The organism is Vibrio sp. Vb2960 (assembly GCF_033337665.1).
In the GTDB taxonomy this organism is placed as follows: domain Bacteria; phylum Pseudomonadota; class Gammaproteobacteria; order Enterobacterales; family Vibrionaceae; genus Vibrio; species Vibrio alginolyticus.
Genome location: NZ_JAWORD010000023.1, coordinates 38,910 through 58,769 on the forward strand (window position 1 = coordinate 38,910; position 19,860 = coordinate 58,769).

The 19,860-nt window shown below is 46.0% G+C and carries 22 protein-coding genes; 2 read left to right on the forward strand and 20 right to left on the reverse strand.

The genetic code is table 11. The features are described from left to right. Positions 1 to 15: 15 nt before the first annotated feature. The 20 genes from atpG to R7O03_RS18490 form a co-directional block, all read right to left on the reverse strand. Positions 16 to 882 (reverse strand): F0F1 ATP synthase subunit gamma, encoded by an 867-nt coding sequence (gene atpG, locus R7O03_RS18395; protein ID WP_005378932.1) that lies wholly within the window; start codon positions 880 to 882, stop codon positions 16 to 18. Between the two features lie 44 nt (positions 883 to 926). Then, positions 927 to 2,468 (reverse strand): F0F1 ATP synthase subunit alpha, encoded by a 1,542-nt coding sequence (atpA, locus tag R7O03_RS18400; RefSeq protein ID WP_005378931.1) that lies wholly within the window; start codon positions 2,466 to 2,468, stop codon positions 927 to 929. A 13-nt stretch (positions 2,469 to 2,481) separates the two neighbouring features. Next, on the reverse strand, positions 2,482 to 3,015 hold the full coding sequence (gene atpH, locus R7O03_RS18405; protein WP_017635596.1) for a F0F1 ATP synthase subunit delta: 534 nt from the start codon (positions 3,013 to 3,015) through the stop codon (positions 2,482 to 2,484). A gap of 14 nt (positions 3,016 to 3,029) precedes the next feature. Next, complete coding sequence (gene atpF / locus R7O03_RS18410) at positions 3,030 to 3,500, reverse strand: F0F1 ATP synthase subunit B (RefSeq protein ID WP_005378929.1); 471 nt, start codon at positions 3,498 to 3,500, stop codon at positions 3,030 to 3,032. A gap of 74 nt (positions 3,501 to 3,574) precedes the next feature. Continuing rightward, positions 3,575 to 3,829: a F0F1 ATP synthase subunit C gene (gene atpE, locus R7O03_RS18415; RefSeq protein WP_002540812.1), complete on the reverse strand. Its 255-nt coding sequence runs from the start codon at positions 3,827 to 3,829 to the stop codon at positions 3,575 to 3,577. Between the two features lie 57 nt (positions 3,830 to 3,886). After that, positions 3,887 to 4,699: a F0F1 ATP synthase subunit A gene (gene atpB / locus R7O03_RS18420; RefSeq protein WP_005378922.1), complete on the reverse strand. Its 813-nt coding sequence runs from the start codon at positions 4,697 to 4,699 to the stop codon at positions 3,887 to 3,889. A gap of 8 nt (positions 4,700 to 4,707) precedes the next feature. Beyond that, the gene (locus R7O03_RS18425) at positions 4,708 to 5,097 is read right to left on the reverse strand and encodes a F0F1 ATP synthase subunit I (RefSeq protein WP_005378921.1); all 390 of its coding nucleotides are present in this window, start codon (positions 5,095 to 5,097) and stop codon (positions 4,708 to 4,710) included. Between the two features lie 189 nt (positions 5,098 to 5,286). Next, positions 5,287 to 6,168, reverse strand: a complete 882-nt coding sequence (locus R7O03_RS18430) for a ParB/RepB/Spo0J family partition protein (RefSeq protein ID WP_005383840.1) — start codon at positions 6,166 to 6,168, stop codon at positions 5,287 to 5,289. A 24-nt stretch (positions 6,169 to 6,192) separates the two neighbouring features. Next, positions 6,193 to 6,966: a ParA family protein gene (locus R7O03_RS18435; RefSeq protein WP_005383838.1), complete on the reverse strand. Its 774-nt coding sequence runs from the start codon at positions 6,964 to 6,966 to the stop codon at positions 6,193 to 6,195. A 10-nt stretch (positions 6,967 to 6,976) separates the two neighbouring features. Further along, entirely contained in the window at positions 6,977 to 7,612 is a 636-nt protein-coding gene (gene rsmG, locus R7O03_RS18440; RefSeq protein ID WP_318131928.1) for a 16S rRNA (guanine(527)-N(7))-methyltransferase RsmG, read from the reverse strand. Then, complete coding sequence (gene mnmG / locus R7O03_RS18445; RefSeq protein ID WP_005378901.1) at positions 7,612 to 9,507, reverse strand: tRNA uridine-5-carboxymethylaminomethyl(34) synthesis enzyme MnmG; 1,896 nt, start codon at positions 9,505 to 9,507, stop codon at positions 7,612 to 7,614. Before mnmG ends, rsmG begins: the two co-directional genes overlap by 1 nt. Before the next feature lie 477 nt (positions 9,508 to 9,984). Beyond that, positions 9,985 to 10,419: an FMN-binding protein MioC gene (mioC, locus tag R7O03_RS18450; RefSeq protein ID WP_005378900.1), complete on the reverse strand. Its 435-nt coding sequence runs from the start codon at positions 10,417 to 10,419 to the stop codon at positions 9,985 to 9,987. Positions 10,420 to 10,519: 100 nt separating this feature from the next. Continuing rightward, positions 10,520 to 11,881: a tRNA uridine-5-carboxymethylaminomethyl(34) synthesis GTPase MnmE gene (gene mnmE / locus R7O03_RS18455; protein WP_213867295.1), complete on the reverse strand. Its 1,362-nt coding sequence runs from the start codon at positions 11,879 to 11,881 to the stop codon at positions 10,520 to 10,522. A 130-nt stretch (positions 11,882 to 12,011) separates the two neighbouring features. Next, on the reverse strand, positions 12,012 to 13,634 hold the full coding sequence (gene yidC, locus R7O03_RS18460; protein WP_005383834.1) for a membrane protein insertase YidC: 1,623 nt from the start codon (positions 13,632 to 13,634) through the stop codon (positions 12,012 to 12,014). Positions 13,635 to 13,636: 2 nt separating this feature from the next. Beyond that, complete coding sequence (yidD, locus tag R7O03_RS18465) at positions 13,637 to 13,894, reverse strand: membrane protein insertion efficiency factor YidD (RefSeq protein ID WP_005378822.1); 258 nt, start codon at positions 13,892 to 13,894, stop codon at positions 13,637 to 13,639. Further along, positions 13,861 to 14,184 carry a ribonuclease P protein component gene (gene rnpA, locus R7O03_RS18470; RefSeq protein ID WP_005394102.1) on the reverse strand — a complete coding sequence of 108 codons (324 nt, stop codon included), beginning with the start codon at positions 14,182 to 14,184 and terminating at the stop codon, positions 13,861 to 13,863. Before rnpA ends, yidD begins: the two co-directional genes overlap by 34 nt. A gap of 46 nt (positions 14,185 to 14,230) precedes the next feature. Further along, the gene (gene rpmH / locus R7O03_RS18475) at positions 14,231 to 14,365 is read right to left on the reverse strand and encodes a 50S ribosomal protein L34 (RefSeq protein WP_005378825.1); all 135 of its coding nucleotides are present in this window, start codon (positions 14,363 to 14,365) and stop codon (positions 14,231 to 14,233) included. A 242-nt stretch (positions 14,366 to 14,607) separates the two neighbouring features. After that, a complete protein-coding gene (locus R7O03_RS18480) occupies positions 14,608 to 15,345 on the reverse strand; it encodes an amino acid ABC transporter ATP-binding protein (RefSeq protein ID WP_005378827.1) in 738 nt (245 codons plus the stop codon). Further along, positions 15,342 to 16,013: an amino acid ABC transporter permease gene (locus R7O03_RS18485; protein WP_005378829.1), complete on the reverse strand. Its 672-nt coding sequence runs from the start codon at positions 16,011 to 16,013 to the stop codon at positions 15,342 to 15,344. The genes R7O03_RS18480 and R7O03_RS18485 overlap by 4 nt, the downstream gene beginning before the upstream one ends. Positions 16,014 to 16,127: 114 nt before the next feature. Then, positions 16,128 to 16,874, reverse strand: a complete 747-nt coding sequence (locus tag R7O03_RS18490; RefSeq protein WP_005378831.1) for an amino acid ABC transporter substrate-binding protein — start codon at positions 16,872 to 16,874, stop codon at positions 16,128 to 16,130. A gap of 412 nt (positions 16,875 to 17,286) precedes the next feature. On the opposite strand from R7O03_RS18490, the gene dnaA reads away from it, so the two are divergent. Together dnaA and dnaN are read left to right on the forward strand one after the other, a co-directional pair. Beyond that, positions 17,287 to 18,693, forward strand: a complete 1,407-nt coding sequence (gene dnaA, locus R7O03_RS18495; protein WP_005378835.1) for a chromosomal replication initiator protein DnaA — start codon at positions 17,287 to 17,289, stop codon at positions 18,691 to 18,693. A 63-nt stretch (positions 18,694 to 18,756) separates the two neighbouring features. After that, complete coding sequence (dnaN, locus tag R7O03_RS18500) at positions 18,757 to 19,857, forward strand: DNA polymerase III subunit beta (RefSeq protein ID WP_318113399.1); 1,101 nt, start codon at positions 18,757 to 18,759, stop codon at positions 19,855 to 19,857. Positions 19,858 to 19,860: the final 3 nt, after the last annotated feature.

The following is a 19,860-nucleotide window of genomic DNA, read 5'->3' on the forward strand; positions in this document are numbered from 1 at the left end:
TCGTTTTACCTAAGCTTAAACCGCAGCTGCACCACCAACGATTTCTGATAGTTCTTGTGTAATCGCAGCCTGACGGGCTTTGTTGTACACAAGTTCCAAATCGTCAATCAAACTGGTTGCGTTATCCGTTGCAGCCTTCATCGCAATCATTCGAGCCGCTTGCTCACAAGCAAGGTTCTCAACCACACCTTGGTATACCTGAGACTCTACGTAACGCACTAATAGCGTATCCAGTAGAGGTTTTGGTTCAGGCTCATAGATGTAGTCCCATGAATGCTCACGCTGCATCTCTTCGCTGTCCGATTTAGGCAAAGGTAGCAATTGATCGATCGTTGGTTGCTGAACCATAGTATTTACAAACTTGTTGAATACTACATATAGACGGTCCAGTTCACCTTCATCGTATTTCTTCAGCATTACGCCAACAGAGCCGATTAGGTCTTGTAGGCTTGGATTATCTCCAAGACCAGAAACCTGTGCCGCAACTTTTGCGCCACCATGTTTAAAGAAAGCTGTTGCTTTTGAGCCAACAACGGCTAGCTCAATCTCAGCACCTTTCTCTCTCCATGCTTGCATGTCTGTAACGGCTTTTTTGAACACGTTAATGTTCAAACCACCACACAGACCACGGTCTGTCGAAACGATGATGTAACCAACACGTTTAGCTTCACGCTCTTCTAGGTACGGATGACGGTACTCTAGGTTTGCGTTAGCCACATGACCGATCACTTTACGCATTGTTTCAGCGTATGGACGAGAAGCTTCCATTGCATCTTGAGAACGACGCATTTTTGAAGCTGCTACCATTTCCATCGCTTTCGTAATTTTCTGAGTGCTTTTAACACTACCGATTTTATTACGTATCTCTTTTGCGCCGGCCATCGTTACTCTCCGTTAGTTGGTGGCAGAAACTGCCACCGACCTAATTACCAAGTTTGGGTTGCTTTGAAGTCGTCAGTCAGTTTCTTCAACTGAGCTTCGATTTCATCGTTGTAAGCGCCAGACTTGTCGATCTCAGCTGCTAGTTCAGCGTATTGACCGCGAGCGTACGATAGTAGAGCCGCCTCGAAATCTAGAACTTTGTTAAGTTCTACATCATCAAGGTAACCGCGCTCTGCCGCGAAGATAGTTAGAGCTTGGTCAAATACAGACATTGGAGCGTACTGCTTCTGCTTCATTAGTTCTGTAACTTTTTGACCATGGTCTAGCTGTTTCTTCGTTGCGTCATCAAGGTCAGAAGAGAACTGAGCAAATGCCGCTAGTTCACGGTATGCAGCTAGTGCTGTACGGATACCACCTGATAGTTTCTTGATGATTTTCGTCTGAGCTGAACCACCTACACGAGATACTGAGATACCAGGGTCAACAGCAGGACGAACACCAGCGTTGAATAGCTCAGTTTGTAGGAAGATCTGACCATCGGTAATCGAGATTACGTTAGTCGGTACGAATGCTGAAACGTCACCTGCTTGAGTTTCGATGATAGGAAGAGCAGTCAAAGAACCAGTCTTACCTTTCACTTCACCGTTAGTGAAACGCTCTACGTACTCTTCGTTTACACGAGCTGCACGCTCTAGTAGACGCGAGTGTAAGTAGAATACGTCACCTGGGAATGCCTCACGGCCTGGTGGACGTTTAAGTAGTAGAGAGATCTGACGGTAAGCTACCGCTTGCTTAGATAGATCATCGTAAACAATCAGTGCGTCTTCACCGCGATCGCGGAAGTATTCACCCATCGCACAACCTGCGTAAGGCGCTAGGTATTGAAGCGCTGCAGATTCAGAAGCTGATGCAACTACAACGATAGTATTTTGTAGTGCGCCGTGCTCTTCTAGTTTGCGAACAACGTTAGCGATAGTCGATGCTTTCTGACCGATTGCTACGTAGATAGAGAAAATACCAGAGTCTTTCTGGTTGATGATCGCGTCGATCGCCAGTGCTGTTTTACCAATCTGACGGTCACCGATGATAAGCTCACGCTGACCACGACCGATTGGGATCATTGAGTCAACTGACTTATAACCAGTTTGCACAGGTTGGTCTACCGATTTACGGTCGATTACACCTGGTGCGATCACTTCTACAGGCGAAGTCATTTTCGCTTCGATTGGACCTTTACCATCGATAGGCTCACCCAGCGTGTTTACTACGCGGCCTAGTAGTTCTGGACCAACTGGCACTTCAAGAATGCGGCCAGTACCTGTAACTTTCATGCCTTCCTTAAGGTCAGCATATGGGCCCATTACAACCGCACCAACCGAGTCACGCTCAAGGTTAAGTGCCAGTGCATAACGGCCACCCGGTAATTCAATCATTTCACCTTGCATCACGTCCGCTAGGCCGTGGATGCGGATGATACCATCGCTTACCGATACGATAGTACCCTCGTTGCGAGCTTCACTAACAACTTCGAAAGATTCGATACGTTGTTTGATCAGATCGCTAATTTCCGTGGAATTAAGTTGCATGCTCCAATCCCCATTAAGACTGCAATGCATCGCTCAGGCGGTTCAAACGACCACGCGCTGAGTCATCGATGACTAGGTCTCCGGCTCGAATAATAACCCCACCAAGTAGGGTCTCATCTACACTGCAATTCAGCTTCACTTTGCGTTCAAGACGCTTTTCAAGTTTGCTGCCAATGTTTGCAAGTTGTTCATCAGAAAGCTCTGTTGCTGAAATTACTTCAACATCAATTTCTTTCTCATGTTCTTTTTTCAGAGTAAAAAACTCCGTGCAAACATCAGGAAGGGCCGCTAAACGACCATTCTCAGCCATTACCTTCAAAAGGTTTTGACCGTGCGCATCAACTTGTTCGCCGCAAACTGCAACAAAAATTTCTGCCATTTTGTCAGCAGAAACCGAACCCGTTAGTAGTTCGTTCATTTGTTCGTTTTTGGCCACTTCAGCAGCAAAAGATAACATTTGGCCCCATTGGTCCAACTGGTCTTTCTCTAAAGCAAAGTCGAAGGCTGCTTTAGCATAGGGGCGTGCGATAGTAGTCAAATCAGACATATGCGCCCCCAGACTTAAAGTTTTGCAGTAATGTTGTCGAGAATATCTTTTTGCGCATCTTTATCGATAGAACGCTCAAGGATTTTCTCAGCACCAGCTACAGCCAGAGTAGCAACTTGTTTGCGCAGCTCATCGCGTGCACGATTGCGTTCAGCTTCAAGTTCTGCTTCTGCTTGCGCTAGGATTTTCTGGCGTTCTGCCTGAGCTTCCTCGCGAGCTTCATCAAGAATTTGAGACTTACGCTTGTTCGCTTGTTCGATGATCTCAGTTGCTGTGCGCTTCGCTTCTTTCAATTGATCAGAAGCGTTGGCTTGTGCTAGATCCAAGTCTTTCGCAGCACGTTCTGCTGCTTGAAGACCATCAGCAATTTTCTTCTGACGCTCTTCGATCGCTTGCATCAATGGTGGCCATACATACTTCATGCAGAACCACACAAATAGTGCGAACGAGATTGCTTGACCTAGCAGAGTTGCGTTTATGTTCACAACAGCTACCCCTCTATTTGGACTTAGTGTTAATCAGTGACAAGCGATAATCGCCCGTCCCGAGTTAAAGGTGATTAACCTAATTGACCAACGAATGGGTTTGCGAAAGTGAATAGTAGCGCGATTACGATACCGATCATTGGAACCGCATCAAGTAGACCCGCGATGATGAACATCTTAACTTGTAGCATAGGAGCCATTTCTGGTTGACGTGCAGCACCTTCTAGGAATTTACCACCTAGCAGTGCGAAACCAATCGCTGTACCAAGAGAAGCAAGACCGACGATAATACCTACGGCGATTGCAGAAAAGCTCAGTAAAGTTTCCATTACTATCTCCAATTTATAGTTGTTGGCTTAGTGCCCAAATAAAAAGCTTTAAAAAAATTAATGATCAGGATCTTCGTGTGCCATTGACAGGTAAACAATTGTCAACATCATGAATACGAAGGCTTGAATCGTAATAACCAAGATATGGAAGATTGCCCACGGTAGTGAACCCATCCATTGTAAGTACCATGGTAGCATTGCCGCACAAAGAATGAATACAACCTCACCCGCGAACATGTTACCGAATAGACGCATACCAAGTGATAGAGGTTTCGCTAATAGCGATACCACTTCAATTAGTAGGTTAAACGGAATCATCAGTGGGTGATTGAATGGATGTAGTGCAAGTTCTTTTGCGAATCCACCTAGACCTTTTACTTTGATGCTGTAGTAAATCATCAATGCAAAAACGCCTAGAGCCATAGCCATGGTGATATTCACATCAGCAGACGGTACAACCTTAAGGTAAGGAATACCTAGCCAATGCTCTGCTGGGTATGGTAAGAAGTCGATAGGAACTAAGTCCATCACGTTCATCAAAAATACCCAACAAAAGATAGTCAGTGCTAAAGGCGCGATCAGTGGGTTGCGTCCATGGAACGTGTCTTTGACGTTATCGGCGACAAATTCAACGATCATTTCTACAGCACACTGAAGCTTACCCGGTACACCCGCTGTTGTTCTCTTTGCTACTTTGTAAAAAATTCCGAGGAAGATTAAACCAGTAAACCAAGAAAAAAACAGGCTATCGATATGTACGTTCCAGAAACTTGTCTCCGACCCTACTAAACCCAACTTGTATAGCGATAGGTTAGAAAGGTGGTGGGCAATGTAACCGGACGATGTTAGCGCTTCACCTGGCGCAGCCATAACTCATCCTATTTTTTGTTGTTAATGAATAGCACTGGTGCACAGATATTAATACCTAGTACCAGCAAATAGGTTAGTTTGAGGGGAACAAGTTCCACCTGCATATACATGTAGGCAACATAGAACAGTGCAACCGTGATGAGAATTTTCAGTACTTCACCCGTATAGAAGGAAGCAGCGATGCGCTTGGCAGCGCGAGCTCCACTAAACATGAAAGCACATAGCGCGAATACTGCATTGGCAACAACAAAAATGCCTCCGCCAATCAGCGCTGAAAATCCCCAGTCAGGATTTATGGCTACCGCCATTCCTGCTGCCACAAAAATAACCGCGCCAGACTGGATCATTAACAATTGCCTTGCGAGCTCTCGTCCTGGTCTAGCTAACGCAGCTACCATGTATTCGTACCTCTAGTAATATCCACTTCGCACTTAGCTCTCTGTGCTGGGAAATTGGCGAAAATTATACGTTCAGTTCAACGTAAAGCAATTCGATTGCATCAAAAACTTACAGTTTTGTTTACAAAACGACAACTTTCGCACAAAATTCGATTAATTAGATTAATTGACCTAAATCAATTATCTCATCTAGGCCTCAAGCTTGGCAATTAGTTGGTCCAATTTGTGAGGCTCATCAAGACTTATCGTCAATTTCGCTTTTCCGTTTGCAGAACGGGTAAGAGAAACTTTTGCATCAAGCAGCTGACTCAATTTATGCGACATTTGCTCGGCTTCGGTATCCTCTTGTTGCCCTTTTTGCTCATTTTGTGGGGCTAAGCACTTTTTTACTAACTGTTCGGTTTGGCGAACAGTCATTTGTTTCTTAGCCACTTGTTGAGCTACTTCGACTTGCTGTTCGCCTTCTAACGCTAACAGAGCTCGAGCATGACCCATTTCCAATTTTTTATCTGCAACCAGACCTTTTACATCAACTTCCAACTGATTCAGACGTAATAGGTTACTCACCGTCGTTCTTGATTTACCAATCACATCGGCCACTTGCTGGTGTGTCAGCGTGAATTCATCTTGTAGACGTTCAAGCGCTTGGGCTTCCTCAATCACATTCAAGTCTTCACGTTGAATGTTTTCAATCAACGCCATGGCGATGGCGGCACGATCTTCAACTTTTTTCACCAAACACGGCACGCGTTTTAAACCCGCCTGCCTTGCAGCACGCCAGCGGCGCTCACCTGCGATGATCTCAAACTGACCATTTTCGACCTGGCGAACCACGATTGGTTGAATAATGCCTTGTGATTGAATCGAAGCCGCTAGTTCTTCTAGCGCTTCAGGCGCCATATCTTTACGCGGTTGGTATACGCCCGGTTGCAATTGACCAATCGCTAAATCGGTTAACTCACCGTCTGCCGATAATTCTTGGCTATGCGATGCAATATGCTGTTTTTCACGAGCAAACGAACTGGTCGACAATAACGCATCCAGTCCTTTTCCGAGACCACGCTTAGACATGGGATTGAATTCCTTAGGTTAGAGTTAAACTGGGATCTCTTCGCGGCGGAGCATTTCGCCCGCTAGAGCAAGATACGCTTTGGCACCTGCGGAGTACTTATCGTAGTACATTGCTGGCTTACCGTGACTTGGCGCTTCAGCCAAACGAACATTACGCGGAATGACAGTACGGTAAACTTTATTCCCAAAGTGTTTTTTAAGTTGATCGGATACTTCATTCGATAAGCGGTTGCGTGGGTCGTACATGGTACGCAATAAACCTTCGATTTTGAGGTTTTCATTCACAACAGCCGCTAACTTGCTGATTGTATCCATAAGAGCAGTTAAACCTTCTAACGCAAAGTATTCACATTGCATCGGCACCAACACAGAGTCAGCTGCCGCCATCGCATTGATTGTAAGAAGGTTTAGAGAAGGAGGACAATCAATAAAGATGAAATCATAGTTATCGCGAACTGACGACAATGCATTTTTTAGACGCACTTCACGAGCGAAAACTTCCATCAATTTGATTTCTGCCGCGGTTACGTCTCCGTTCGCCGCGATCAAATCATACTTCCCTGTTGTTTGGGTACAAACGACTTGATCGAACGGTGTATCTTCGACCAAAAGATCGTATGCGGTGGCGTCGACCATATACTTATCCACGCCACTGGCCATCGTAGCATTGCCTTGCGGGTCGAGATCGATCACCAAAACCTTGCGCTTTGTTGCCGCCATCGAAGCCGCTAAGTTAATGCACGTTGTTGTTTTGCCGACCCCACCTTTCTGGTTGGCGATTGCTACAATTTTACCCACGATTACCTCGCTAATTTTCCTTGCGCGATAAGATTACTAGATGACGATCACCTTCCAACTCAGGAACAGTCAAAGATATGATCTCTGTCACACTGCACCATTCAGGAAGCTGATCCATTTCATCTTTAGGGTGCTGTCCTTTCAGCGCTAGAAACACCCCGTGCTCTTGTTTCGGCAAATGGTGGCACCATTCCACCATGTCTGTCATTGAAGCAAAAGCTCGACTCAAAACGCCATCAAATTTTTCTTCAGGCTGGAATTCTTCGACGCGACTTTGAATTGGTGTCACGTTTTTCAGCCCTAATGTGTGCACAACTTGCTTGATAAAACGGATGCGTTTGCCAAGACTGTCGAGCAAAAAGAAGGTTTTCTCAGGGTTCATGATTGCCAAAGGGATGCCCGGTAACCCCGGACCAGTACCAACATCAATGAAGCGCTCACCGGGCAGGTGTGCGCTTACAACGATACTATCAAGAATATGTTTCACTAACATATCAAGCGGATCACGTACCGATGTTAAATTGTACGCTTTGTTCCATTTGTCGAGCAGTTCGACATAACCAACTAACTGCTCTCGTTGCTGTTCTGACACTTCCAAATCGGTTTTCGCGATCAGTGAATCCAGCTTTGTTCGCAATGCGCTCATTATTCTTCCTCACCTTTCTTCAGCAAACCATGCTTTTTCAAGTGAACAAGTAGAATAGAAATTGCAGCAGGCGTAATACCAGAAATGCGTGATGCAATACCGATGCTCTCTGGTTTGGCCTCGCTCAGTTTAGCAACGACTTCGTTTGATAAACCTTTTACATCGCGGTAATCCAAATCAGCAGGTAACTTGGTATTTTCGTGACGCAGTGATTTTTCGATCTCTTCCTGCTGACGCTTGATGTAACCATCGTATTTCACTTGAATTTCAACTTGCTCAGCCGCTTGCTGATCTTCAAGAGCAGGAGCAAACGCTTCAAGTTGCGTCAGTTGCGAATAAGTGATCTCTGGACGACGCAGAAGATCCTCACCACTCGCTTCACGGGCCATTGGGGTTTTCAGCAGCTTGTTCAACTCATCAACACCCTCTGACTTCGGATTCATCCACGTTGCTTTCAAACGCTGACGCTCCGTTTCCATATTGTTGATTTTCTCGTTAAAGCGAGCCCAACGAACATCATCAATCAAGCCTAGCTCGCGCGCTTTTTCCGTTAAACGTAAATCGGCGTTATCTTCACGAAGTAGCAGGCGGTATTCCGCACGAGAAGTGAACATGCGGTACGGCTCTTTGGTACCCATGGTCGATAAGTCATCAATCAACACGCCCATGTAAGCTTGGTCACGACGTGGGCTCCAGCCTTCTTTGTCTTGGCTAAACAAGCTTGCGTTTAGGCCCGCCATCAAGCCTTGCGCTGCGGCTTCTTCGTAGCCAGTCGTACCATTAATCTGGCCAGCAAAGAACAAACCATGGATGAACTTCGTCTCGTACGTTTGCTTCAAATCACGTGGATCGAAGAAATCATATTCAATCGCATAACCTGGGCGAACGATGTGTGCATTTTCAAACCCTTTCATTGAGCGCACGATTTGTACTTGCACATCAAATGGCAAGCTGGTCGAGATACCATTAGGGTATAACTCGTGCGTGGTTAGGCCTTCTGGCTCAATGAAGATTTGGTGGCTGTTTTTGTCAGCGAAACGCATCACTTTGTCTTCAATAGACGGACAGTAACGAGGACCAATACCTTCAATCACACCTGCGTACATTGGACTGCGATCCAAGTTACTGCGGATCACATCGTGAGTTTGTTCATTGGTGTGGGTGATGAAACATGGAATCTGACGCGGATGCTGTTCACGTTTGCCCATGAACGAGAATACAGGCGTTGGGTTATCACCGTGCTGAGCTTCTAGCACTGAAAAATCAACAGTACGAGCATCAATGCGCGGTGGAGTACCTGTTTTTAAACGATCCACACGGAACGGCAGTTCACGCAGTCGATCCGCTAATGCGATCGATGGTGGATCCCCGGCACGACCACCAGACGAGCTTTCCATACCTATGTGGATCTTACCACCAAGGAAGGTACCCACGGTTAGCACAACGGCTTTCGCATGAAAGCGAAGTCCCATTTGAGTTACCACACCAACTGCGCGATCTTGTTCAACAATCAGATCATCAACTGACTGCTGGAACAACGTTAAGTTAGGCGCATTTTCTAATGCATTACGAACGTACGCTTTGTACAGAGCGCGATCGGCTTGAGCTCGAGTTGCTCGTACTGCAGGACCTTTGGAGGCATTTAGTGTACGAAACTGAATACCTGCATGGTCGATGGCTTCAGCCATCAAACCGCCCATAGCATCTACTTCTTTTACTAAGTGACCTTTACCAATACCACCGATCGCCGGATTACAAGACATCTGGCCTAATGTATCGATGTTATGGGTAAGGAGAAGCGTTTTTTGTCCTGTGCGTGCAGATGCGAGCGCGGCTTCCGTTCCTGCGTGTCCGCCACCGACAACAATGACGTCAAAGTTTTCGTGATAAAGCATGAACTGACCTCAGGTATTCAAAGGGATTTAATGGACAGATAAAGGAGCCGTATTTTACCTGCTTTATGCCAGAGAGAAAAACGTTTTCTCGTTTTATCCGTTTTAAGCTTCAAGATAAATATATATAAGATCTATATATATGATCTTTTATTAGATCTACTATTAGGATCGACCGTTTCTGTGGATAACCTAAAAATGATCAACAAGATCATGGATCTTCTTTGGATCATATCTTGTGATCATGATTGGATCAGATCGAGGATTACCTGGGATCAAAAGTGGTGGTTATACACAGGGGGTAAAATTGATCAAAGTTGTTATTGGGATAACTAAAGGAAAATCACTGGATCTTATTGTAGTTATCCACAGTCTGTTTGGTTGGTTTTTGAGCGGTTAAACAAAATAATTTGGTGGGAGTTATTCACATGGGAGAAAACAGAGCCGAATTTCGACTCTGTTGAAGGGAAAGTCGTGAGTTTAAAAACGTTCGATATTCTCTTTTAACCACATCTCTGCGGCGTCTTCTGGCACATCATGGCTCAGTACATCGATTTTAAAGCAATCTGCGAGAGGGGTTGCACCAATATCCTCTAATAAATCATAAGCGTGTTGACCAGCGGCACAGAACGTATCGTAGCTAGAGTCACCAATCGCAATCACCGCAAATTTTACATCAGTCATTTTTGGCGGTGTATTTTGTAATGCTGCGATAAAAGGTTGGATATTATCAGGATACTCACCAGCTCCATGTGTAGAGGTGATCACCAACCACGTACCTTGATTTTCGATATCACTGAGGGAAGGCTGGTTGTGGATCGTTGTTTCAAATCCATTCTCGTTGAGTAGATCACTCAGGTGATCCCCTACGTATTCTGCGCCACCTAACGTGCTGCCTGTAATAATGTGGATCATACTTCTTCCTTATTGAATGCGACGGCTAAAGCTCATGGATGGCTTGCCGTACAAAAAGAAACGCGGTGTGAGTTAAGCTCAGCACCGCGCGTTCGATTATTTACTTCCCGATACAGAATGAAGAGAAGATTCGTCCCAGTAAGTCGTCAGAACTGAACTCACCGGTAATCTCATTGAGATGTTGTTGGGTGATGCGTAGCTCTTCAGCCAATATTTCACCAGCCATATAGCCTTCAAGCTGCTCCTGGCCTATTTGAAGGTGCTGTGCGGCACGTTCTAATGCATCGAGATGACGACGACGAGCCATAAACCCACCTTCACTGTTGCCAGAGAAGCCCATACACTCCTTGAGATGATCGCGCAGAGCTTCAACCCCTGAACCAGTCTTCGCTGACAAACGGATAAGGGTAGGGTTATTGACGTGGCAGATCCCCATATCTTCACCCGTTTGATCCGCTTTATTACGGATCACCGTTATGCCAATGTTGTCTGGTAGGCGATCCACAAAATCTGGCCAGATATCTTTCGGATCGGTGGCATCGGTTGTTGTGCCATCTACCATGAACAACACGCGGTCTGCTTGGGCTATTTCATCCCACGCACGTTCGATACCGATTTTCTCTACTTCATCGGAAGCATCACGCAAACCTGCTGTATCAATGATGTGTAGTGGCATGCCATCAATATGGATGTGCTCACGCAGTACATCACGCGTGGTTCCTGCGATGTCGGTTACGATTGCAGACTCTTTACCCGATAGTGCGTTCAGCAGGCTTGATTTGCCCGCATTTGGACGACCCGCAATCACGACTTTCATCCCTTCACGCATAATAGCGCCTTGGTTAGCTTCTTTGCGCACCGCATCTAGGTTGTCGATGATGGCTTGTAGGTCACCAGCCACTTTACCGTCGGCCAAAAAGTCGATCTCTTCTTCAGGGAAGTCGATGGCTGCTTCAACATAGATACGCAAATGAATCAGCGACTCAACTAAGGTATTAATGCGGCCTGAAAATGCGCCCTGTAAGGATTGCAGTGCCGATTTTGCTGCTTCTTCAGAACTGGCATCAATGAGGTCTGCGATCGCCTCGGCTTGAGCGAGGTCGAGTTTATCGTTCAGAAATGCGCGTTCAGAGAACTCACCAGGGCGAGCAGCTCGAATACCATCTATACCTAGAATGCGTTTTATCAGCATATCCATCACGACAGGGCCGCCATGGCCTTGCAGCTCAAGTACGTCTTCACCGGTAAATGAATGCGGGTTAGGGAAGTACAGTGCGATGCCCTGATCAAGCACAGTGCCATCTTCTGACTTAAACGGCAGGTACTCTGCGTAGCGGGGCTTTAGTGTTTTGCCAGTGACTTCTAACGCCACTTGGTTGGCTTTAGGGCCAGAAACTCGAATAATACCGACACCGCCACGACCAGGCGCGGTCGCTTGAGCGACAATCGTATCTGTAGTCATAATTTTGCCTTTTGAGCTGGGCTATAGGGAAGATACCTAGGGAGCCATCACAATTAATTAGCTGAATTGTAATCAGCCAAAAACAAAAAGGCGACCTTTTGGCCGCCTTTCTCAATCATTTCCTAAAAGGTTACTTGCTGTGTAAGCCTTTTTTCTCTAATCCTTTGTAGATCAGAGTTTGCTGAATAAGCGTTACGATGTTCGACACCAACCAGTATAGAACGAGACCTGATGGGAAGAACAAGAAGAAGAAGGTAAACATAACCGGCATAAAGGTCATGATCTTCTGCTGCATTGGATCCGTTACCGTTGTCGGGCTCATCTTCTGGATTAGGAACATAGACGCACCCATCAGTAGAGGCAGGATGTAGTAAGGGTCCTGCGCTGAAAGGTCATGAATCCAACCGAAGAATGGTGAGTGACGTAGCTCTACCGATTCCATTAGCGCCCAGTATAGTGCGATGAAAATAGGCATCTGTAGGATAAGAGGTAGACAACCACCTAGTGGGTTCACTTTCTCTTTCTTGTACAGTTCCATCATTTCTTGGCTCATGCGCTGACGGTCATCACCGATACGCTCACGCATTGCTTGCAGCTTAGGCTGTAGCATGCGCATTTTCGCCATAGACGTGTATTGCGCTTTTGTTAGTGGGTACATTGCACCACGAACGATGAAGGTCAGACAGATGATTGCCACACCCCAGTTACCAACAAAGCTCTGGATGAATGAAAGCAACATATGAAGAGGCTTCGCAATGAACCATAACCAGCCGTAGTCCACTACTAGGTCTAGGTTAGGTGCCACTTCTGCCATTTCATCTTGCAGTTTTGGACCAACCCAAAGTGTTGCTTCAAACTTAGCCTGATCGCCTGTTGCGATAGTTTTGTTTGGCATACGAACGCCGATGTCGCCTAGGTTGCCAATTACACGAGTGTATAGGTTAGTACCTGGTTCGTTACGTGGGATCCAAGCTGCGGCAAAGTAGTGCTGAATCATTGCTGCCCAACCTTGGCCATCGGCTAGGTTAAGAGACAGGTTGCGATCCTGCATATCATCAAAGCTGTACTTCTTGTAACGCGTATCTTCTGTTGAGTATGCGCCACCACGGTAAGTAGGCATTGTGATGCTACCACCATCGTCCATTAGGTTTTGACGTAGGTGAGCGTACATACCAAATGTTGCGTTGTTGCCTGAGTTGTTCACTACATCGTATTCAACATTAAGCGCGTAGCTGCCGCGTTTAAAGATGTAAGTTTTGGTGTATTCGATGCCGTTTGCAGTGAATGTCATCGGAACGCGAAGTTCATCTTGACCGTCAGCCATTGTGAAGCTGTCTGCACTTACGTTGTAGTGAGGGCGATTTGTGCTGCTCAAGTCGATACCTTGAGGACCCACTAGACCGCTTTGAGCGATAAATTGGTGACCTTGAGCGTCTTTAAGCAGAACAAAGGAATCTGATGAATCTAACTCAGCAGAGTATTCGTTAAGGTTGGCATGTACCACATCGCCACCAACGGTGTCGATCGACAGAGTTAAAACATCAGTCGTTACTGTGATAGTTTTTGCAGAAGCTTGCTGTTGACCAGGAACTGGGTCAAGTTCATCAGCAAAAGATGGTGCAGGTAGAGTGCTGCTTGATTGAGCCTGTTCAACTGCTTGAGGTTCTGGATTCTTTGCAACTTGCCATTGTTGAAACAGCAAAAAAGAAACCAGGGCCAAACCGATGAGCAGGATATTACGTTGAGAATCCATCGTTAGTTATCTCTGTCTTGTTTTTGGACTGGTGGAACGGGGTCATACCCCCCTTCATTCAAAGGGTGGCATTTTAATAGACGTTTGCCTGATAACCAACATCCTTTTACAAAACCGTGAGCTCTCAAAGCTTCTAGCGCGTAAGTGGAACAGGTTGGTGTGAACCGGCAACGAGGACCAATCAAAGGGCTGATAAACCAGCGATACAGATAAACGAGCCCAATGGCTATCCACGTGAAGGGCGAGACAGGCGTTGCCATAGCTTATCAAACAACTTAAAAATTTCCTCATTGCTTAAATCTTGCGCGCTTTTTTTCGCAATCACAACAAAATCTTTGTTTGGAAGCTGATGTTGATTGTTACGAAAGCTTTCACGAGCCAAACGCTTAAATCGGTTACGACCGACAGCCGTTTTGATTTGCTTTTTGGGAACCGCTAAACCTAATCGTGGGTGAGAAAGTTTGTTATTGCGAGCAATGATGGTGAAATGAGGCGAGCCAGCTCGATGAGCTTGCTGGAAGACGTTTTGATAATGCTCGGGAGTTAACAAACGTAACTCCCGATTAAACGCGTACGTGTTCAAAATAAACTAGCGATTATTTTGATAGGCGCGCACGGCCTTTTGCACGACGTGCGTTGATAACTTTACGACCGTTCTTAGTTGCCATGCGAGCACGGAAGCCGTGAGTACGCTTGCGCTTTAGAACTGTAGGTTGAAAAGTGCGTTTCATGATAATTACCTTTACTGATCAGTAGTTTTAGGTTCTTGTTAAACCCGGCGTGGGTATTTGCTTTCTTATATAAAGAAGCTCTTTATATAGAGAAGGACAACCGACGCCTCTCAACAAAGAGGCGGAATTGTAATCACACTCACATAATGTGTCAATGACTCAATGAGTACGAAATTCCGGCCGGGCGATTATACGTAGTGTGAGTAAAATCTCAAGGATCAATCGATCCTGATGCTTGATCGTTACTCTATTCCTACTTGGTTAAGGAATTTTTTCAAACGAGGATCTTGTGGATTATCGAAGATATCCTGTGGAGAACCTTGCTCTACGATATTGCCTTCCGCCATGAAGATCACTCTATCAGCGACTTCTTTCGCGAATTGCATCTCGTGCGTCACCACCAGCATGGTTTGATGCTGATTAGCTAACTTCTTCATTAATGAGAGAACTTCACCGACCCATTCAGGATCCAGCGCAGAAGTTGGTTCGTCAAATAACAGCAGTTCTGGTTGCAGCGCCATCGCTCGGCCGATACCCACACGTTGTTGTTGGCCGCCAGACAATGCCGCTGGATAACTATCGCCTTTATCCCCAAGGCCGATGTCATCCAGAATTTGTTGCGCTCGTTTGAGAGCATCGGCTTTTTTCCAGCCTCGAACGGTCACTAGACCTTCGGCAATGTTCTGGCGCGCATTCATGTGGGCAAACAGGGCATAGTTTTGGAACACAAAGCCAGTTCGACGACGCAGCGCTAATACTTCGGCTTTAGTGTGTTTTTGAGTATCAACGGAGATGTCATCTATCGTGATACGACCTTCATCTGCCTGCTCTAGAAAGTTCACCGTACGCAGCAAGGTTGATTTACCCGTACCACTTGAGCCGATAATCACGATGATCTCACCTTGCTTAATATCGAGGTCGATGCCTTTCAGCACTTCAGTCTCACCAAAACGTTTGTGAATATTTTCTAACTTAATCATCGTACGTACGCCTTATTCAGTTTTGCTTCTGCCCAGATTTGTACGCGAGTCAGAATCACCACCACGCCCCAGTAAATAAGAGCAACCGCAAGGAAAGCTTCAAAGAAACGGAAACTTGATGAGGCTTCCATCTGTGCTTTCGCCATGATTTCGGCCACACCAAGCGTGAAGGCGAGAGACGTTGACTTGATCATATCGATGAAATAGTTCATCAATGAAGGCAGTGCGACACGCGTTGCTTGAGGTAAAATCACTCGGCGCATTGCTTGGGATGTCGTCATACCGACCGATAAGCTCGCTTCCATTTGGCTGCGATCAATACCAATAATGGCGGCACGAATACTTTCCGCCATATAAGCGGCAAAGTGCAGCGTTAAACCGATAACCGCTGCTGAAAAGGCGTCGATACCGACCATCAATGGAAAAATTTGCGGTAAGCCGTAGTAAAGCAGGAAAAGCTGAACCAACAGTGGGGTGCCACGGAAGAAGCTGATGTACAGTTGGCTTAATTGATCCAGAACTGGCAGTTTAAATACGCGAATATTGGCTAAAATGACGGATAAAATCAGCGAAAACACCAATCCCCATGTCGCCATTTCCATGGTTGTGCCAAGATATTTCAGCAATATCGGCAACAGTTCCAACATGTAATTAAAGTCAAATCCCATACGGCTTACCTAAAGGCTAGAGAAAAGAAAAGGTGGAAAACAAGTTCCACCTTTACGTAAGTTTATTTTAGTCCGAGAGTGATACCACTTTGCGGCCTAAAGTACAAAGAGTTCTTATTTCGTGATGTCAGCGCCAAACCACTTCACGGAAATTTTCTCTACTGTACCATCTGCGCGCATCTCAGCCAGTGCTTTGTTTACTTCTTCTTGCAGTTTACGACCTTTCTCGTTGTCAACGAAAGGCCATGCGTTTTGAATGGTCTCAAACGGTTCGCCTGCCAATTCCAGAGGAAGGCCAGTTTTCTTAATCAGCTCTAACGCAGAAAGACGATCCATTACAAATGCATCTGCTCGACCGAGCGCCACGTCATGTTCGATACCTGTGTCGTACGTTTTAATGTTGATCTTGCCGTCTTTGTCGTATTGACGCAGCAGTTGCTCAAAGTTAGAGCCTAGGTTCACCGCAACGGTTTTGCCCGCAAGATCGTCAACACCTTTGATGCTGTCGTTGCCTTTACGCACGGTAATTTGTGCGCCATCTACAACGTAAGGGTCAGCAAATAGGTATTTAGCTTTACGCTCATCAGTCATGGTGATTTGGTTGGAGATCGTATCGATACGACCCGTTTCTAAAAGACCAAATAAACCAGAGAAGTTGGCTGTTACGTATTCGATTTTGTAATCGTTACGTTTACCGATTTCATCCCACATGTCGACTTCAAAGCCTTGTAGCTTGTCTTGCTTTACAAAAGTAAACGGGAAGTAGCGACCTGACATACCAACTTTGACTTCAGTAGCGGCTTGTACGGTTGCTGCCGACAGTGCAATGGCTGCAACGGCAACCTTAATCCAGTTTTTCATAATACATCTCCATAATTTTATGGTTGGAAATACTACTGTTAGTTAGCTCAATTAAATAAATAACCAAGAGCAATAACCTAGACCTGTGAGTTATTAGATAATAGAAGAAGAATGTTAAATGTGACGAAAATGCGAACTGAACCTAGCGAAATGATCGACAAAATCAGCATTGGGAATAAAATAATACACAGACTTATCACCAATCGCTCGATCTTGTGAATTTTGCCCAATTGTGGATCGTTGTGTGGGCAAATTTGGGGCAAGGTGTGTTGATCTCATCAAGTTTGCAGAAATAATTGTGAATAACTTGGATCTTATTCACTGGATCGTCGATCAATCGCTGGCGATCTTGGTTATCAACAGGTAAAATTGCCAGTCTTTTCCGATAATTCAATTACTCAGTGGGGGCACCGTGTCATCTTCGCTTTGGCTGCAATGTTTGCAGCAGCTTCAAGAAGAGCTACCAGCTACAGAATTCAGCATGTGGGTTCGTCCGCTACAAGCGGAGCTCAATGACAATACTCTCACTCTATTCGCGCCAAACCGCTTTGTGTTGGACTGGGTGCGTGATAAGTATCTGAACAATATTACTCGCTTACTGCAGGAATACTGCGGTGGCGATATTCCTAACTTACGTTTTGAAGTGGGGAGCCGACCTGTCTCTGCACCAAAACCAGCGCCGACACGTACGCCTGCAGATGTGGCTGCCGAGTCATCTGCACCTGCGCAATTACAGGCGCGTAAGCCAGTACACAAAACCTGGGATGACGACGCTCAAGCGATTGCGGCTATCAATCACCGCTCAAACATGAACCCAAAACACAAGTTCGACAACTTTGTTGAAGGTAAGTCGAACCAACTGGGTTTGGCTGCGGCGCGTCAGGTATCGGATAACCCAGGTGCAGCTTACAACCCACTATTCCTATACGGCGGCACGGGTTTGGGTAAAACCCACTTATTGCATGCGGTGGGTAACGCGATTGTGGATAACAACCCGAACGCAAAAGTGGTCTACATGCACTCAGAACGTTTTGTGCAAGACATGGTGAAAGCGCTGCAAAACAATGCGATTGAAGAATTCAAACGCTACTACCGCAGTGTGGATGCACTCCTTATCGATGACATCCAATTCTTTGCTAATAAAGAACGTTCGCAAGAAGAATTCTTCCATACCTTCAACGCACTATTGGAAGGTAATCAGCAGATCATTCTAACGTCTGACCGTTATCCTAAAGAAATTAATGGCGTTGAAGATCGTCTTAAATCTCGCTTTGGTTGGGGTCTTACTGTTGCGATCGAGCCGCCTGAGCTTGAAACGCGTGTGGCGATCTTGATGAAAAAAGCTGAAGATCACCAAATCCACCTTGCTGATGAAGTGGCATTCTTCATTGCCAAGCGTCTGCGTTCGAACGTTCGTGAGCTAGAAGGTGCATTGAACCGTGTTATCGCGAACGCGAACTTTACTGGTCGTCCAATCACGATTGATTTTGTGCGTGAAGCGCTGCGCGATCTGCTTGCTCTACAAGAGAAGCTGGTGACGATCGATAACATTCAAAAGACCGTGGCGGAATACTACAAGATTAAAGTGGCGGACTTGCTGTCTAAGCGTCGTTCTCGTTCTGTAGCGCGTCCTCGTCAGCTGGCTATGGCGTTAGCAAAAGAGCTAACCAACCACAGTTTGCCTGAAATTGGCGATGCGTTTGGGGGCCGCGATCATACGACCGTACTTCATGCTTGTCGCAAGATTGAGCAGCTGCGTGAAGAGAGCCACGACATTAAAGAAGATTACTCTAACTTGATTCGCACCCTGTCTTCGTAATCGGTTAGAATAACGGTATTCTAAGCAAATCATTTATTGAGCTGACAGCGTAAAGAGCCAAGCATGAAATTTACCATTGAACGTAGTCATTTAATCAAACCGCTACAGCAGGTTTCGGGCGCTTTAGGTGGCCGACCAACTCTGCCAATCCTGGGTAACCTACTTCTTAAAGTAGAAGAGAACGTATTGTCGATGACGGCAACCGATCTTGAAGTAGAGTTAGTAAGCAAAGTGACGCTAGAAGGTGATTTTGAAGCGGGCAGCATTACCGTTCCTTCGCGTAAGTTTCTCGATATCTGCCGTGGTTTACCGGACGATGCGATCATCACATTTGTATTAGAAGGTGATCGCGTACAAGTTCGCTCTGGTCGCAGCCGTTTCTCGTTGGCAACGCTTCCTGCGAACGATTTCCCTAATATTGAAGATTGGCAAAGCGAAGTGGAAGTATCACTGAGCCAAGCTGATTTACGTACGCTGATCGACAAAACTCAGTTCTCGATGGCGAATCAAGACGTTCGTTACTACCTCAACGGCATGTTGTTTGAAATTGACGGCACCACGCTACGCAGCGTGGCGACGGACGGCCACCGTATGGCGGTATCGCAAACTAAGCTAGGTGCGGACTTTGCGCAGAAGCAAATCATCGTGCCACGCAAAGGTGTGCAAGAATTAGTAAAGTTGATGGATGCGCCAGAGCAGCCCGTAGTACTTCAGATCGGTAGCTCCAATGTTCGTGCTGAGGTGAATAACTTTACTTTTACCTCTAAGTTGGTTGATGGTCGTTTCCCTGATTACCGCCGTGTATTGCCTCAGAGCACCAATAAGACCCTAATAGCAAGTTGTGACGAGTTGCGCCAAGCCTTCTCTCGTGCTGCGATTCTTTCCAACGAAAAATTCCGTGGCGTGCGTGTGAATCTGGCTGATACTGAAATGCGCATTACTGCCAATAACCCAGAGCAAGAAGAAGCAGAAGAAATGCTAGACGTGACCTTTGAAGGTGACGCTATCGAGATCGGCTTCAACGTTAGCTACGTGCTTGATGTGCTTAATACACTGCGTTGCGATAACGTGCGTGTGTCGATGTCAGATGCGAACGCAAGTGCGTTGATTGAAAACGCAGACGACGACAGTGCCATGTACGTGGTGATGCCAATTCGTCTATAAGCC

What these genes read in the sequence shown, in the direction of transcription:
- R7O03_RS18480 (WP_005378827.1), bottom strand. Translation starts at nt 15,345, where the DNA reads ATGATTAAGTTAGAAAATATTCACAAACGTTTTGGTGAGACTGAAGTG.
- rpmH (WP_005378825.1), bottom strand. Translation starts at nt 14,365, where the DNA reads ATGAAACGCACTTTTCAACCTACAGTTCTAAAGCGCAAGCGTACTCAC.
- atpB (WP_005378922.1), bottom strand. Translation starts at nt 4,699, where the DNA reads ATGGCTGCGCCAGGTGAAGCGCTAACATCGTCCGGTTACATTGCCCAC.
- mnmG (WP_005378901.1), bottom strand. Translation starts at nt 9,507, where the DNA reads ATGCTTTATCACGAAAACTTTGACGTCATTGTTGTCGGTGGCGGACAC.
- yidC (WP_005383834.1), bottom strand. Translation starts at nt 13,634, where the DNA reads ATGGATTCTCAACGTAATATCCTGCTCATCGGTTTGGCCCTGGTTTCT.
- atpH (WP_017635596.1), bottom strand. Translation starts at nt 3,015, where the DNA reads ATGTCTGATTTGACTACTATCGCACGCCCCTATGCTAAAGCAGCCTTC.
- atpE (WP_002540812.1), bottom strand. Translation starts at nt 3,829, where the DNA reads ATGGAAACTTTACTGAGCTTTTCTGCAATCGCCGTAGGTATTATCGTC.
- R7O03_RS18430 (WP_005383840.1), bottom strand. Translation starts at nt 6,168, where the DNA reads ATGTCTAAGCGTGGTCTCGGAAAAGGACTGGATGCGTTATTGTCGACC.
- rsmG (WP_318131928.1), bottom strand. Translation starts at nt 7,612, where the DNA reads ATGAGCGCATTGCGAACAAAGCTGGATTCACTGATCGCGAAAACCGAT.
- atpG (WP_005378932.1), bottom strand. Translation starts at nt 882, where the DNA reads ATGGCCGGCGCAAAAGAGATACGTAATAAAATCGGTAGTGTTAAAAGC.
- dnaN (WP_318113399.1), top strand. Translation starts at nt 18,757, where the DNA reads ATGAAATTTACCATTGAACGTAGTCATTTAATCAAACCGCTACAGCAG.
- yidD (WP_005378822.1), bottom strand. Translation starts at nt 13,894, where the DNA reads ATGGCAACGCCTGTCTCGCCCTTCACGTGGATAGCCATTGGGCTCGTT.
- R7O03_RS18425 (WP_005378921.1), bottom strand. Translation starts at nt 5,097, where the DNA reads ATGGTAGCTGCGTTAGCTAGACCAGGACGAGAGCTCGCAAGGCAATTG.
- mioC (WP_005378900.1), bottom strand. Translation starts at nt 10,419, where the DNA reads ATGATCCACATTATTACAGGCAGCACGTTAGGTGGCGCAGAATACGTA.
- R7O03_RS18485 (WP_005378829.1), bottom strand. Translation starts at nt 16,013, where the DNA reads ATGGGATTTGACTTTAATTACATGTTGGAACTGTTGCCGATATTGCTG.
- atpA (WP_005378931.1), bottom strand. Translation starts at nt 2,468, where the DNA reads ATGCAACTTAATTCCACGGAAATTAGCGATCTGATCAAACAACGTATC.
- R7O03_RS18490 (WP_005378831.1), bottom strand. Translation starts at nt 16,874, where the DNA reads ATGAAAAACTGGATTAAGGTTGCCGTTGCAGCCATTGCACTGTCGGCA.
- mnmE (WP_213867295.1), bottom strand. Translation starts at nt 11,881, where the DNA reads ATGACTACAGATACGATTGTCGCTCAAGCGACCGCGCCTGGTCGTGGC.